The 14,139-nt window shown below is 61.0% G+C and carries 14 protein-coding genes; 8 read left to right on the top strand and 6 right to left on the bottom strand.

All coding sequences use genetic code 11. The features are described from left to right. The coding region (locus AAFH49_RS21570; protein ID WP_342301470.1) for an alanine--tRNA ligase-related protein at positions 1–469 on the bottom strand (469 nt) is incomplete at its 3' end. Between the two features lie 126 nt (positions 470–595). Here AAFH49_RS21570 and AAFH49_RS21565 point away from each other — a divergent pair. The 4 genes from AAFH49_RS21565 (at position 596) to AAFH49_RS21550 (ending at position 5,573) form a co-directional block, all read left to right on the top strand. Further along, complete coding sequence (locus tag AAFH49_RS21565; RefSeq protein WP_342301469.1) at positions 596–967, top strand: MerR family transcriptional regulator; 372 nt, start codon at positions 596–598, stop codon at positions 965–967. A 6-nt stretch (positions 968–973) separates the two neighbouring features. Continuing rightward, positions 974–2,110 (top strand): DNA-processing protein DprA, encoded by a 1,137-nt coding sequence (gene dprA, locus AAFH49_RS21560; RefSeq protein WP_342301467.1) that lies wholly within the window; start codon positions 974–976, stop codon positions 2,108–2,110. A gap of 68 nt (positions 2,111–2,178) precedes the next feature. Further along, positions 2,179–4,659, top strand: a complete 2,481-nt coding sequence (locus tag AAFH49_RS21555) for a T9SS type A sorting domain-containing protein (protein ID WP_342301465.1) — start codon at positions 2,179–2,181, stop codon at positions 4,657–4,659. A 98-nt stretch (positions 4,660–4,757) separates the two neighbouring features. Beyond that, the gene (locus tag AAFH49_RS21550; RefSeq protein ID WP_342301463.1) at positions 4,758–5,573 is read left to right on the top strand and encodes an aminotransferase class IV; all 816 of its coding nucleotides are present in this window, start codon (positions 4,758–4,760) and stop codon (positions 5,571–5,573) included. Positions 5,574–5,594: 21 nt separating this feature from the next. Here AAFH49_RS21550 and AAFH49_RS21545 read toward each other — a convergent pair whose 3' ends face one another. The 4 genes from AAFH49_RS21545 to AAFH49_RS21530 all read right to left on the bottom strand — a co-directional run bounded on the left by AAFH49_RS21545 (position 5,595) and on the right by AAFH49_RS21530 (position 8,459). Next, complete coding sequence (locus tag AAFH49_RS21545) at positions 5,595–6,089, bottom strand: hypothetical protein (protein ID WP_342301461.1); 495 nt, start codon at positions 6,087–6,089, stop codon at positions 5,595–5,597. Positions 6,090–6,117: 28 nt separating this feature from the next. Then, on the bottom strand, positions 6,118–6,912 hold the full coding sequence (locus AAFH49_RS21540) for a thymidylate synthase (protein WP_342301459.1): 795 nt from the start codon (positions 6,910–6,912) through the stop codon (positions 6,118–6,120). Between the two features lie 87 nt (positions 6,913–6,999). Further along, the gene (locus AAFH49_RS21535) at positions 7,000–8,103 is read right to left on the bottom strand and encodes a type I restriction endonuclease (protein ID WP_342301457.1); all 1,104 of its coding nucleotides are present in this window, start codon (positions 8,101–8,103) and stop codon (positions 7,000–7,002) included. A 116-nt stretch (positions 8,104–8,219) separates the two neighbouring features. Next, positions 8,220–8,459, bottom strand: coding sequence for a hypothetical protein (locus tag AAFH49_RS21530; protein WP_342301456.1), 240 nt, complete (start codon positions 8,457–8,459; stop codon positions 8,220–8,222). Positions 8,460–8,640: 181 nt separating this feature from the next. On the opposite strand from AAFH49_RS21530, the gene AAFH49_RS21525 reads away from it, so the two are divergent. From AAFH49_RS21525 to AAFH49_RS21510, 4 genes are all read left to right on the top strand, one after another. Beyond that, positions 8,641–10,959, top strand: coding sequence for an efflux RND transporter permease subunit (locus AAFH49_RS21525; RefSeq protein ID WP_342301454.1), 2,319 nt, complete (start codon positions 8,641–8,643; stop codon positions 10,957–10,959). Positions 10,960–11,217: 258 nt separating this feature from the next. Next, positions 11,218–12,042: an oxygenase MpaB family protein gene (locus AAFH49_RS21520; protein ID WP_342301452.1), complete on the top strand. Its 825-nt coding sequence runs from the start codon at positions 11,218–11,220 to the stop codon at positions 12,040–12,042. Positions 12,043–12,068: 26 nt separating this feature from the next. Continuing rightward, positions 12,069–12,500: a ribosomal maturation YjgA family protein gene (locus AAFH49_RS21515; protein ID WP_342301450.1), complete on the top strand. Its 432-nt coding sequence runs from the start codon at positions 12,069–12,071 to the stop codon at positions 12,498–12,500. Between the two features lie 55 nt (positions 12,501–12,555). Continuing rightward, positions 12,556–13,476 carry an FKBP-type peptidyl-prolyl cis-trans isomerase gene (locus AAFH49_RS21510; RefSeq protein ID WP_342301448.1) on the top strand — a complete coding sequence of 307 codons (921 nt, stop codon included), beginning with the start codon at positions 12,556–12,558 and terminating at the stop codon, positions 13,474–13,476. Between the two features lie 33 nt (positions 13,477–13,509). Here AAFH49_RS21510 and AAFH49_RS21505 read toward each other — a convergent pair. Continuing rightward, positions 13,510–14,139: C-terminal helicase domain-containing protein (locus tag AAFH49_RS21505; RefSeq protein WP_342301446.1), on the bottom strand; the 630-nt coding region annotated here is incomplete at its 5' end.

The following is a 14,139-nucleotide window of genomic DNA, read 5'->3' as shown; positions in this document are numbered from 1 at the left end:
CGTCGGTGGTGTATTGGCGCCAGAGGTTCTGGGTTTCGGTGTCGGGGCCGGTGCCATCGGCTTTATCACCCTCGAAATAGGTGACGTAGAGGCGGTCTTTTTCCAGCTTGTACACTTCGGTCAGCAGCTCCCAGGCCCAAGCAATGGCATCGGTTTTGAAGTAGTCGCCGAACGACCAGTTACCCAGCATCTCGAACATGGTGTGGTGGTAGGTGTCGTAGCCTACTTCCTCCAAATCGTTGTGCTTGCCGCTCACGCGCAGGCACTTCTGGGTATCGGCAATGCGCTTGTAGGGCGCGGGCTTGTTGCCCAGGAAATAGTCCTTGAACGGGGCCATGCCCGAGTTAATGAACAGCAGCGTGGGGTCGTCCTTCACCACAATCGGGGCCGAGGGCACGATGTGGTGGCCTTTGGAAGCGAAGAAATCGAGAAACTGCTGGCGAACAGCGGAAGCGGTGGGGAGTGACATAGGAAGCACCAACCCGGAGTTGGCGAAAGATGAGAAACCGTTGGATTATCTCCACCAAATAAGCCCACCACTGCGCATAGCTGCGAATTTTAGGCTACTTTTCGGAGTATTTGCAAAGGTAGCCATATGCCCTATAAAGAGCGCAGCATTGAGAAACAGTACTTCACCATCGGCGAAGTAGCCGCCCAGTTCAAGGTGGCCGAGTCGCTGGTGCGCTTCTGGGAAACCGAGTTTGAGGAGCTGCGCCCCCGCCGCAGCAAGAAGGGCAACCGCCTCTATACCCCGCAGGACATCGAGGTTTTCCGCACCATCTACCATTTGGTGAAGGAGCGCGGCTACACCATCCCCGGCGCGCGCGACATGCTCAAGCAGAAAGGCCCGCAGCTCAAGGATAAGATTGACGTGGTGCAGAGTCTGGAGAAGGTGCGGGCGTTTCTGATGAGTTTGAAGAAGGAAGTGGAAGCGGCCGGCAAAGCCGACCCCGACGTTGCTGAATAGCCTTCCATGCCTGCTTCTACCAACGACACCCTTTTCCACGAGCTGGCCCTTACGCTATTACCCGGCATCGGCCCGCAACTCACGCGGCAGCTGATGAGCTACGGCGGCGCGGCCAAAAACGTGCTGATGATGCCGCCCGGCAAGCTGCGCCGCATTCCCGGCGTGGGCGATGCCACCATCAAAATCCTGACCGGGCCGGAGCGCGAAAAGGCGTTTCGCAAAGCGGAAGCCGACTTGAAGAAGGCCGAAAAGGATGGCGTCGAAATCCTGTTCTATACCAGCAAGCGCTTTCCCAGCCGCCTCAAGCTGATTCCCGACGCGCCGGCCATTCTCTACTATCAGGGCACCGCCGACCTCAACGCGCCCAAAACCGTGGCCCTCGTGGGCACCCGCCAGGCCACCGACTACGGCCGCGAGCAAACCGAGCGCATCATCGCCGGGCTACTGCCGCACCGGCCGCTGGTAGTGAGCGGCCTGGCCTACGGCATCGACATCATGGCGCACCGCGCTGCCCTGCAGGAAGGCCTCGAAACCGTGGGAGTGATGGCCACCGGGCTGGACATCATCTACCCCGCCGCGCACCGCAAAACCGCCGAGAAAATGCGCGAACAGGGCGGCCTGCTCACCGAATTTCCCTTTGGCACGCCGCCCGACCGCTACAACTTTCCGGCCCGCAACCGCATCATCGCCGGCCTGAGCGACGGCACCGTGGTGGTGGAAGCCGCCATCAAAGGAGGCGCGCTGATAACCGCCGAGCTGGCCCTGAGCTACGACCGCGACGTCCTGGCTGTGCCCGGCAACCTGGGCTCGGCTGCCTCGGCCGGCTGCAATGCCCTGATTCGGGACAACAAAGCTGCCCTTTACGCCGAGCCCCGCGACCTGGAGCAGCTCCTGAACTGGGACGCGGCCCTGCACCAGTCGGGCAAGTTCAAGCCCGTTTCCTCTTATTCAGCCACAGATTTCACGGTCGAGGAATTTGCCGTAATAACCGTGCTGGCGGCGGCACCCGGCCGCGAAATGCAAATGGACGAGCTGGCTTGGAAAGCCCAGATTGCCATTTATGCCGTAGCCTCGCTGCTGCTGGCCCTGGAGTTTCGGGGGGTGGTGCGGGCATTGCCGGGCAAGAAGTTTGGATTAATTTAGTAAAATATTCACCACCGAATACTCCATCAATCTCACATCATTATCCTTTCAAAATCACATTTTTCCTAATGAAAAAAAATCTACTTGTTGCGATTATTCTGCTCGTGGGCGGCGGCAGTAGCCAGCCGCTGGCGGCCCAGAGCCTGGACTTAGGCTTCACGCCGGCGTCCATTTACAGTCCGGGCACGGTGTATTCGGCGCTGGAACAGCCCGATGGTAAGCGCGTGGTGGTGGGCGGGTTCAGCCGGATTAACAGCGTAGCGACCAGCTTTTTGACGCGCCTCAACCCGAATGGTACGCAGGATGCAGCCTTCCAGCAGAATGTTGGCACCACTTCGCAAATGTTCCGGGTGGTGCGACAGAGCAATGGCCAGCTCCTGCTGACGGGTTTTGGCAGTCCCGTGACGGCGGGCGGCATCACCCGCAACGGCTTGTTGCGCCTCAATGCCGACGGCACCGCCGATGCGTCCCTCAACCCCGGCACCGGCCCCCAGATAAATGGCGCAGCCGGAGGCATTGATTACATGCTGCCGCTGCCCAATGGCCAGCTGCTGGTGGTGGGCTACTTCGACCATTTCAATGGCGCGACCACCAACTACATTGCCCGGCTCAACGCCACGGGCACGGTCGATGCAACGTTCAACGCGGGCACCGGGGCCAATGATGAAATCCTCACCGTGGTGCCCCTGGCCAACGGCAAGTTCCTGATTGGCGGTTTTTTCACCGCTTATAATGGCGTGACCTGCAACGGCCTGGCCCGACTAAACGCCGATGGCAGCTTTGACTCCACTTTCGATGCCCACCTCTCCCAGTACGATGCGGCCTACAACCTGGCCGTGCAAGCCGACGGCCGAATCCTGGCATCCGGCTACCTGAGCCCGCTGGGCGGCGCGGCCAACGGGCTCATGCGCTTGCTGCCTGATGGGGGCATCGATAATTCATTCACGCCACCCACTGAGCTCCAGGTGCCCTACTCCGTGTATTCCTTCTACGGCGATGCCATCGTGCTGCAGCCCGACGGCAAAATCCTGGTTAGCAGCACGCCAAGCAGCTCCGGGGTGACTCGCCTCAATACCAATGGCACCGTTGATGCCACTTTTCAGACCAGCACCGTCCCCAATACCCAGCCTTATTCGCTCACACTGCTGGCGAGCGGCGGGGTGATGGTGGGTGGCAGCTTCAACAGTTTTAGCGGAGTCATCGACCAGCCCCTCGTGCAGCTCACCAGCACCGGGGCCCTTGACACGTCGTTTCAGCCCCTGATTCAGTCACCGGGCGTCATCACCTCAATCGTGCGGCAGGCCGACGGCAAGCTGCTGGTGGGCGGAGGCTTTAACGAGATTAATGGCCAGACGGTGCGGCGGCTGGCGCGGTTCAATCCCAATGGCTCCCTCGACGGCAGCTTCGCCCTGAGTGCGCCTATTGTTTCCCCCGTTACGCGGCTGGCCCTGCAGCCCGACGGCCGGGTGCTGGTGGCCACCTTTGCGGCGGTGCAGCGCTACCAAGCCACCGGCAGCCTCGACAACAGCTTCAGCGCGCCAAGCGTGGCCGGCCGGTCCATTTCCCAGATGCTGCTTCAGCCCGACGGCCGCGTACTGGTGGGTAGCAACAACGCCAGTACTCTCAACAACAGCCTGTGGCGGCTGATGACTGATGGCTCGGCCGATGCGTCATTTGTGCCAACGCTGAGCTCGGGGCGCCTTGCTTATTTGCAGTCGCTGGCGCTACAGCCCGATGGCAAGCTGCTGATAGCCGGCAACTACACGCCCACAAGCGGAACTTCTTACCGAACCGTACTTCGCCTAGGCAGCACCGGCGCGCAGGATGCCAGCTTCGTCCAAACGCCCATTACCACCATTGCCGTCAATTCGGGCTTGAACGATATGGCCGTGCAGGCCGATGGCAAAGTAGTGGTCGGCGGGCTGTTTTCGGCCGTGGGCGGCACTTCCCGCAGCAGCCTGGCCCGCCTCAACTCCGACGGCACCCACGACACCGGCTTTACCCCGCCCGCCTTCAGTGGCACCGCGTATAAGCTGCTGGTGCAGCCCAACAACCGCATTCTGGTGGGCGGCTCGTTCACCGGTACCGGCCTGCCCGCCAACCTGGGCCGCCTGCTGCCCACCGGGGCCGCCGATGCCACATTTGCGGCCACTGCCGTGCCCAACAGCACCGTACGCGCCCTGCTGGTGCAGCCCGATGGCACCCTGATGGTGGGCGGCAGCTTCACCACCATCAACGGCCAGCCGGCCATGGCCCTGGCCCGCCTCACGGCCAGCAACGTGCTGCACGTGCAGGCCCCGCAGGCCGTGGCCGACCACACCGAAGCCTGGCCCGTGCCCGCTCACACCACTCTCACCGTGGCCCCCGACGCCAGCGCCCACCCTGAGGCCCTCGACCTGCTCGATGTGCTGGGCCGCACCGTGCGTCACCAGTCTTTCAACGGCATCGCCCCGGCCAATATGGCCATTGAAAATCTACCTGCCGGTAACTACGTGCTGCGCGTGACCTATGCCGAAGGCCTGGTGACCCGCCGCGTGCAGGTGCAATAAGTTACTCCGGTTGTCATCAGCCAAAAACGGACGGGCCCACGGGCTCGTCCGTTTTTTTTTGTGGGCCTGGGCCGGCGGCCGGCCCTACCTTGCGCCCCATGCTGCTGCTCAACAACCACCTGCTGCCCACCGCCGCCCTGCCCCTGCCCAACCGGGGCCTGGCCTTCGGCGATGGCTTTTTCGAAACCCTGATTTTCGCCGACAACCGCCTGCGCCTCGCCGCCGACCATTGCCAGCGCATGCACCGGGCCGCCGCCGCCCTCTACCTCACCCTGCCCCCCGCGCTCGCCACGCCAGAAGCCCTCGAAACCGCCCTGGCCCGCCTTGCCGCCGCCAGCCACCTGCCCGCCGCCCGCCTGCGCCTGCAGCTCTGGCGCGCCGGCGGCGGCCGCTACACCCCCAACACCGGGGCCACCGAATGGCTGGCTACCGCCGAATCCTTCGTGCCGGATGAAACGCCCATCGCCAAAGCCGATTTCGCGCTGGAAACCCATTCTATTTTCTCTCCCCTGAGCTTTTGCAAAGGCCCGCAGGCGTGGCTCTATGTGCGTGCCGCCCACGAGCGGCAGCAGCGCGGGCTGGATGAAATCATTCTTTGTGATGCTGGCGGACACGTAGCTGAGGCGGGTGCGGCGGCTATTTTCTGGGTGAAGGGTGAGGTGCTGTTCACGCCCGCGCTTGAAACCGGTTGCGTGGCGGGCGTGCGCCGGGCGCAGGTGCTCCGGGCGGCGCAGGCGGCAGGCATTCAGTGTTCCGAAGGGTTATTTGAGCCAGAAGCTCTTCTAGCAGCCGATGCCGTTTTCACGGCCAACGTGGCGGCCCTACGGGTGATTCGGCAAGTAGCCGACGCTACTTTCTCTGATTCGAGCCCGTTAATTGATGCTTTATGGAGCGCGCTGGCATCAACGGTTTGATGCAGCCCTATCGGCCGCCCATTATTGCTCAATAAAGCGCATGGGCACAATTAGCGAGTCCTGCGCCGATTTGGAACGCACGAAGCGCAAGGCCCCCAGCACCCGCAGCGCCTCGGCATCAAGAGCCTGAATGGCGCTGGGCGGGTAGGCGCTTTCGGGCAGGGCCAGCTCGCGCCGCATCACGCGGGGCGGCTGGCGCACCGAGCCATCGGGCCGCACCAGCACGCGCACCAATAGGCGGCCGGTGGGCAGCGGGGCCCTGGGTTGCGCGGCGGTGGGCTTGGCCCCGTCCGGGAATTTGGCGTGCTCCGATACGAAAGCGAAAAACTCCGTGCGGCCCGCCGCCAGCTTGCCGGGGTCGGCCTCGTGCCAGAAGCGCGGCAGGATGGGCGACTGCAGTTTTGCGGGAGCCTTCACCACCGGCAGGCGGCCCTGCGGCAGCATGGGGAAGCCCGGCGCGGCATATTGCGCCCGGGCCGGGCCGGCCGCCAGCAGCGCGCATCCCCCCAACATCATTCCCAGCGCGCCATTTCTCATGTGCCGCCTATACGGCTACCGGCGCTTTGATGGCCGGCCACGGCTCGTAGTTTTCCAGCTTGAAGTCTTCGTACTGAAACCCGAAAATATCCGTCACGGCCGGGTTGATGTGCATCTGGGGCAGCGGATGGGGCTCGCGCTCCAGCTGCAGGCGGGCTTGGTCGAGGTGGTTGCTGTAGAGGTGAGTGTCGCCGCCGGTCCAGATGAACTCGCCGGGTTGCAGGCCCGTCACCTGGGCCACCATGAGGGTGAGCAGCGCGTAGCTGGCAATGTTGAACGGCACGCCCAGAAACACGTCGGCCGAGCGCTGGTAGAGCTGGCACGAGAGCTTGCCATCGGCCACGTAGAACTGGAACAGGGCGTGGCAAGGCTGCAATTTCATCTCGGGCAATTCGGCCACGTTCCAGGCCGAAACGAGGATGCGGCGCGAGTCGGGCTGGGTCTTGAGCTGCTGGATAATCTGCGCAATCTGGTCGATGTGGCCACCGTGGCCGTCGGGCCAGGAGCGCCACTGGTGGCCGTACACGGGGCCGAGGTCGCCGTTGGCATCAGCCCACTCATCCCAGATTTTTACGCCGTGCTCCTTGAGGTAGGCAATGTTGGTATCGCCCTTGAGGAACCACAATAATTCGTGGATGATGCTCTTCAAATGCACCTTTTTGGTGGTCACCAGCGGGAAGCCCTCGGCCAAGTTGAACCGCATTTGCGGGCCGAAAATGGACACCGTGCCGGTGCCCGTGCGGTCGGTTTTCACGGTGCCGGTGTCGAGGATTTGGCGAAGCAGGGCTTGGTATTGGCGCATGGGGTGGGGACGTAACGGTGCCCTCAAAAATAAAGAAAGCTGCCCGTTCAGGCAGCTTTCCTCATCTGTATAAAAGCCAATGACTAACTAAACAGCCACTTTCGTTTCATGTTTCTGCACGGCGGCTCGAATCCGGGAAGCCATGCCATACAAGTCATCGAGCGAGGTAATATCGACTCGTTCACCTCCTTCAATGTCAAACAGCGTCACATACTTTTTGCTGCTGTTGAAATGAAGCCGACAGATGGGCTTACGGTTATTATCATCCAACAAAATGCCGCAGTAGGATTGCACGTCCCGCATTACCACCCGATTAACCGGAACGGTTTTACGGAGGATGGCTCGCACAATCATGAAGCCTTCCGTCTCCTCAACAGTCGTTTCAATATCTTTTTCCTTGCCATCTGTATCAGTTCCAACCGTCGGTTCCATTACTGGTGCTGCCGGCACGTCGTTCACCAATAAGCTCTGCCCACTGGTATCAATCATTGCTGACCGCAATCGCATGGATATTTTGTCATTCAGAAACTGATGAAACGAGCGATGCACCAAGATGCTGAATTGCTCTTTGAGCTTGGGAGTTAACACACCTTCGTACACCTGCTTCGAAACGAAGTTTATAAAATCGGCCGACGGCTGGGTGAATTGCTCTTCAAAATATTTTTTGAAAGCCCGCATGTATTTGAGGTTGTATGCGGCAAAAAGCATATCCTCAATGTTGAAGCTGGCTTTACTGAGTTTTTTGATTTCAGCAACATCGTTCTCATTGAAGCTGGCGAGGTCGAATTCCAGAAAAGGCCGCTCATCCATCTTATTTGGCTGTTCCAAATCGGTGAACAACCGGTACACAAGTCCATTGGTGAGAACTGCAATCCGCGCTTCGGTTACGTGGAAATACCGAAATAACTGGCTGGCATGGTTGATATTGAGGTCGCTGCCAACGTGTTTGCACTCAATTAAAATGATTGGTTTGCCATCGCGCATAATGGCGTAGTCAATTTTCTCACCCTTTTTCGTGCCGATATCGCAAATAAACTCTGGCACAACTTCCGTAGGGTCAAACACATTATAGCCGAGAGCATTGATAAACGGCATTACCAGCGCTGTTTTCGTGGCTTCTTCGGTCTGAATATGCGTAATCTGCTTCTGAGCGCGCGATGCCAGATTAGTCAGTTGGTCAATAAGCTCCATAAATTTTGGGGTTGGTAGAAAACTGGGTAAACTTATGAATTTCTGGATAATAAAAAAGCCGCCTCGTTTCCGAAGCGGCTTTTTTGGTTCTCAGCGGCGGCCGGAGCCGGCGGTGATTAGAGCTTGGCGGCAGCCTCCGACTTGGCGGCGGGCTTCACGCTGGCGGTTTTGCCGCCTTTCATGCAGCACGAGCCGCCGGCCATGCCACCTTTCATGTCTTTGGTGCACGAAGCCTTCATGTCTTTGGTGCAGGTTTCTTTCTTGCCTTTTTTGCCGTCTTTGTCGTGGCCGTCGTGGGCGAAAGCGGTGGTGCCGGCGAAGGCAAACAGGGCGAGGGCGAGCAGGGTATTTTTCATGATAAACGAAGTGGGGTGAGGGGAAACAAAAGGGGAAAACGCACGGTTTTCAGGCTCTAAGATACACCGCTGCCGCACATTTTGAGGGGTGGGGCGTATGGAAGTTTGATTCTCCTTTTTGCTCACGAATTGCCGCCCGTCCGGGTCCCGCCCGGCGGGGGCCGGGCGCGGGGGCCCTCCGATGTCCCTTCGTCGCTACGCCCATACCACCCTGCTCGTGCTGGGCCTGCTCACGGCCCTGAGCGCTTTCTTCGTCGCCCAGCTACGGTTCAACTACAATTTCAACGACTTCTACCCTGCCGGCGACCCCGACTTGGACTACTACCAGGGCTACACCCAGCGCTTCGGCAACGACAACGACTACCTGCTGCTGGGCCTCGAAGCCCCGGCCGGCCGCACCGTGTTCGACCCCGCTTTTCTGGCCCAGGTTGATTCTCTGACCCGCCTGGCCGCCCGGCAAAAGAACGTGCTACACGTTACCTCGCCCACCACGCTGGCCAACACCGTGGTGGAGGGCCTCGGCGTGTTCAGCCTCCCCTACCTGCACCCCGACGCCTACCGCGCCGACCCCGCCCGCCGCGCCGCCGACTCCGTCCTGATTTACCACACGCCCGGCCTCATCGGCAACGTGTTCAGCCCCGATGCCCGCGCACTGGCCCTGGTGCTCCAGCTCACGCCCGACCTCGAAAAGCCGCCCGGCGACACGTTGTTCACCAACCTGCGTGCCGGCCTGGCCCGCCTGCACATTCCCGAGGAGCGGGTGCATTTCGCGGGGCGCATCGTGGCGCAATCCGTATTTGTGGACCGGCTGAAGTGGGAATTGGTGGTGTTTATGTCGCTGTCGGTGCTGCTGGTGACGGGGCTGCTGTGGCTCACGTTTCGGACGTGGTGGGGCGTGGTGCTGCCGCTGGTGGTGGTGCTGGGGGCCATTTTGTGGGGCCTGGGCATCATGGCCGCGTTCGGGGTCAGCATCGATTTGATGACGGCCCTGCTCCCGCTCATGCTGTTTGTGGTGGGCATGAGCGACACCATTCACATCATCAGCCGCTACGTGAGTGAATTAGGCTACGGGGCCAGCAAGAAGGACGCGCTGCGCGTCACGATTAAGGAATCGGGGTTTGGGTCAGGGCTGTCGGCGCTCACTACCAGCCTGGGCTTTTTCACGCTGATGACGAGTACGATTCGGCCCATTCACAACTTCGGGCTGTTCACGGGCATTGCCGTTATTCTGGCCTTTATTCTCAGTTTCACGCTGCTGCCGGCCATGCTGGTGCTGCTGGGCAAGCCCCAACTGCGCGAGCCGCGCCGCCAGGGCCACAGCTGGGACGGCGTGCTGGGGCGATTGTTTCGGCAGGTGCTGGTGCGGCGGCGGCTGATATTTACGCTGAGCGGGCTGGTGCTGGCGGCCTCCATCGGGCTGGCCACGCGGGTGCACATCAACTCCTCGCTGCTCGATGACCTTTCCAAAAGCGACCCGGTGCGGCAGGATTTCGCCTTTTTCGACCGGCAGTTTGCCGGCGTGCGGCCCTTTGAGCTGGAGCTGAAACCCGCATCCGGCCGCGACATCTACGACCTGGGGGTGCTACGCCAGACCGAGCAAATCGAAGGCTATCTGGCGAATACTTACGGCCTGCGCTTCGCGGCCTCGCCCGTCACACTGGTGAAATCGGTGCGCAAGGCCCTGCACGGCGGCGGCCTGGCCGACTACCGCCTGCCCGCCGACACGCTGGAACTGCGCAGTCTGCGCGGCAAGCTCCGGCAGTTCCGCAAGCGGCCCGAGTTCAGCGCCCTGGCCCTGCCCGATGGCTCGGCCGGCCGCCTCACCGGCCGCATGGCCGACGTGGGCAGCATCCGGGCCGACAAATTGAACGCCGCCCTGCGCCGCTACTTGCGCACCAGCACCGACAGCACCGTGCTGCGCACCCGCCTCACCGGCTCGTCCAACCTCATCGACAAAAACAACGAAAACCTGACCCTGAACATGATTCAGGGCATGGCCATCGACGTGGCGATGGTCACGCTCATCGTGCTGGCGCTGTTCAAATCCTTCCGCATGACCATTGTGGTGCTCATTCCCAACCTGCTGCCCATCATCATCGTGGCCGGCGTGATGGGCCTGGCCGGCGTGAACATGAAGGTGAGCACGAGCATCATTTTCACCATCGCCTTCGGCATCGCGGTTGATGACACCATTCACTTTATCAGCAAGCTGCGGCTCACCCTGGGCAAGGAACCGGACATCTTCAAGGCGGTGCGCTACACGTATCTGCTGGCCGGCAAGGCCGTTATTACCACCTCGCTCATTCTGGTGGGCGGCTTCTCCACGCTGCTGTTCTCGAAGTTCGATGGCACGTTCTACGTCGGGCTGCTGATTGGACTGACGCTGCTGTTCGGCGTGGTGGCCGAGTTGACGCTGCTGCCGCTGCTGATACTGTATTTCTACAAGCGGCCGAAGGTGGCGACAGTTGGAAAGGCGGTGCCCGACTTGCTCAGCAGATAGCTGAGCCGGATTGGGAAGGCTAAAATCTGATTTGCAGCCGCAATAGAAACAAGGTGTAGGGAGCGGGGCTTGCCCCCGCCCGTCGTTGAACGAGGCTTAAGTAGCTGTTCAACGACGGGCGGGGGCAGGCCCCGCTCCCTACTCATATCAAGCCAATTCGGGAAGTTTACTTTGAATTACAAAGTTCTTCATAAATTTGCACCAGAATTATCAGACCTCCGCCCGGTGTTCTGATTTTACCTCCGTCAGCAATACAACATGGATTACTTCGTAGCCCCCAATTCCATCGTGCGCCGCATCTGGGGCACTGCCGATACGGTGCTGTTCATCTTTGCCGGGGCGGCAGCCGAGTTCGCTCTCAACAAGGCGGTGGATTGGCTCTACTTCACCGGCCGCCTGCCCGCCGACCCGCTGGCGCGGCTCTTTTCCACGGTTGAATACGCCCGCCGTATCGTGTTTGCCGACCGCGCCGGGGCCGAGCGGGCCATCGACAGCATTGCCGCCATCCACGCGGCGGTGGAGGCGCGCCGGGGGCAGGCCATTCCGGCCTGGGCCTACCGCGACGTGCTGTTTATGCTCATCGGCTACTCCATGCGGGCTTTTGAGGTGCTGGAACGGCCCCTGACCGAGGCCGAGCGCGAGGAGATTGTGGCGGTGTTTTGCCGCGTGGGACGGCGGATGGGCGTGCCCGATTTGCCTACCTCCTACGCCGAATGGCGGGCCGCCCGCGAGCTGCACCTAGCCCGCGACACGGCCGCCAGCAATTACACCGCAGACTTGTATTTTCAATACCGACGCCACCTGGGCGGGCCGCGCTACCGGCTGCTGCGGCTGGTGCAGGGGCTGGTGGTGCCAGCCCGGGTGCGGCAGCTTTTGCAATTACCAGTCGGTGTTTTCATAAGCCCAGCCGTGGTTTTCTACCGCCTTACGCGGCGCTGGCGGGTGAGCCAGTCGGCGAAGAATGCCATGCTGCCGACGGAATATCTGTACCGGATTCAGGCGCTGGACGCGGCTCCGGTGATGCTGGCCGAGCCGGCGGTGGCCATGCAGCAGGCTCGCCGGTGCCCGATGCGCCACGGTTGATTACACACATCGGTTTTAATCGTCGCATGATTCGCATTCGGAAGCATTATTTACTGGCAGCCAGCTTATTATTCCTGCTGGAAGTTTTTATCGCCTTGTACATACATGATAAAATCATTCGGCCCTACGCCGGCGATTTTCTGGCCACCATTTTCCTCTATTGCCTCGCCCGGGGTATGCTGACGGCCGCGCCGGGGAAAGTGGCCTTGGGGGTGCTGCTCACGGCTTATCTAATTGAGACATTACAATATGTACACCTGCTGAGCTGGCTGGGCTGGCAGCATTCGCGGGTGGCGCGCATCGTGCTGGGCAGCCAGTTTGAGTGGGTCGACCTGCTGGCCTACACGCTGGGAATAGGGCTGATGCTGGGTCTTGAGGCCGGCTTAAGCTCAATTCGGCTGGGGAAAGTTGCGACCGCGCGGGCCATTGCCCTAGCAAAAAACGCGAACGCCGGATAGCAAATTCATGTTCTACGGACCTTAATGCCCTATTTTTACTCCCAAAAACCAGCCTATGAAATCCTATTTTTCCGCCGTATTTACGCGCCTGTTCTTATTGATGATGCTGGCCGGTGCCGGCGTGTTCACCACCGCCTGCAAGAAGGATGACCCCGAAGTCGTGGATTACAGCGGGGTTGACCAGGAAACCATCACCAAGTACCTGGCTTCCAAAAATATTACCACCGCTCAGCAACAGCCTTCCGGCCTGCAGTTTATCCCGGTCAGCACGAACCCTGCGGCTGCTAAAGTGGCCATCGGCTCCTCGGTGGCGGTGCTGTACACCGGCCATTTGCTGGATGCGGCTGGCACGGTGTTCGATGCTTCTTCCAAGCACAGCAACCCCCTGTTGACCTTTGTGGTGGGCGCGAACCAGGTTATTCCCGGCTTTGATGAAGGGGTTTCCCTGATGCACGTGGGCGATAAGGCAGAGTTTCTGATACCTTCCGGGCTGGCCTACGGCACGAAGGCGGTAGGCAGCATTCCGGCAAATTCGGTCCTGCGCTTCGAGGTGGAAGTAGTGAACGTGCCGGTGTATGATGACAACCTGATTACGAGCTACCTGAGCGCCAAAAACATTACCACTGCTCAGAAACAGGCTTCCGGACTCTACTTTCTGCCCGTTACGACCAACGCCAGCGCCGTGCGGCCGACCATTGGCAACACGGTTACGATGCTGTACACCGGCCATTTGTTTGATGCCACCGGTACGGTGTTCGATGCCTCGTCCTTGCGCAACAACACGCCGACAACCTTCACTTTTGGGCGCGGCCAGCTGATTACGGGCTTTGAAGAGGGCATTGCCCTGATGCACAAAGGCGACAAGGCAGAGCTGCTATTGCCGTCGGCGCTGGCCTATGGCGTGCAGGGCGCTTCCACCAGCATCGGCCCCAATACAGCCTTGCGCTTCGAGGTGGAAGTGGTGGATATCAAGTAGAACGGGTTAATAAACGGATGACGCGGAGCCGCGCTACCGCACCCGGGCCAGCAGGGCCGCGTGGTGGGGGGCGCGGCTCAGCATTTCCGCGTTGCCGAGCAGCACGAGCTGCTGGCGGGCGCGGGTGAGGGCCACGTTGAGCTTGCGGTCGACCTGCCCGGTTTCGTCGGGCGATACCATGAGCTCCAGCTGGTGCTCGTGGTGGCAGCAGAAGCTCACGATGATGACCTCGCGCTGGCTGCCCTGGTAGCGCTCCACGGTGTCAACGCTGATTTGGGCGAGGGCGGGCAGGGCCAGCTCGCGGGCCAACTGGGCCAGCCGCGCGCGGATGCGGGCCGCTTGATTGCGGTAGCTGGCGATGATGCCGAGCGTGGTTTCGGGGTTAAAATCGGGGCCGTAGCCTTGGGCCACGTAGGCGGCGGCGCGGGCGGCCAGCTCGGCTTCCTGGGCCGATTCCTTCATGGACAAATCCTCGGGCTGGCGCTGGGTGGGCACAAAAACCACTCGCTGGCGGCGCAGCGCGGCCGTGAAATCATCAGTCCCGGCGGGCCAGGCGGTGCGGTCCATCGGGGCGGCCTGCCAGGGCTGTGGGCAGCGCAGCTGGCCTTCGTAAAAGTCTTGGTTGACGAGCACGGCCAGCTCCTGATGCATGCGGTACTGGTC

Source organism: Hymenobacter segetis (assembly GCF_038448715.1).
GTDB classification, from domain to species: Bacteria; Bacteroidota; Bacteroidia; order Cytophagales; family Hymenobacteraceae; genus Hymenobacter; species Hymenobacter segetis.
This window is presented reverse-complemented; position numbering and strand designations above follow the sequence as displayed.

Coding starts and splice junctions, on each gene's coding strand:
- AAFH49_RS21565 (WP_342301469.1), top strand. CDS start 596: ATGCCCTATAAAGAGCGCAGCATTGAGAAACAGTACTTCACCATCGGC.
- dprA (WP_342301467.1), top strand. CDS start 974: ATGCCTGCTTCTACCAACGACACCCTTTTCCACGAGCTGGCCCTTACG.
- AAFH49_RS21555 (WP_342301465.1), top strand. CDS start 2,179: ATGAAAAAAAATCTACTTGTTGCGATTATTCTGCTCGTGGGCGGCGGC.
- AAFH49_RS21550 (WP_342301463.1), top strand. CDS start 4,758: ATGCTGCTGCTCAACAACCACCTGCTGCCCACCGCCGCCCTGCCCCTG.
- AAFH49_RS21545 (WP_342301461.1), bottom strand. CDS start 6,089: ATGATGTTGGGGGGATGCGCGCTGCTGGCGGCCGGCCCGGCCCGGGCG.
- AAFH49_RS21540 (WP_342301459.1), bottom strand. CDS start 6,912: ATGCGCCAATACCAAGCCCTGCTTCGCCAAATCCTCGACACCGGCACC.
- AAFH49_RS21535 (WP_342301457.1), bottom strand. CDS start 8,103: ATGGAGCTTATTGACCAACTGACTAATCTGGCATCGCGCGCTCAGAAG.
- AAFH49_RS21530 (WP_342301456.1), bottom strand. CDS start 8,459: ATGAAAAATACCCTGCTCGCCCTCGCCCTGTTTGCCTTCGCCGGCACC.
- AAFH49_RS21525 (WP_342301454.1), top strand. CDS start 8,641: ATGTCCCTTCGTCGCTACGCCCATACCACCCTGCTCGTGCTGGGCCTG.
- AAFH49_RS21520 (WP_342301452.1), top strand. CDS start 11,218: ATGGATTACTTCGTAGCCCCCAATTCCATCGTGCGCCGCATCTGGGGC.
- AAFH49_RS21515 (WP_342301450.1), top strand. CDS start 12,069: ATGATTCGCATTCGGAAGCATTATTTACTGGCAGCCAGCTTATTATTC.
- AAFH49_RS21510 (WP_342301448.1), top strand. CDS start 12,556: ATGAAATCCTATTTTTCCGCCGTATTTACGCGCCTGTTCTTATTGATG.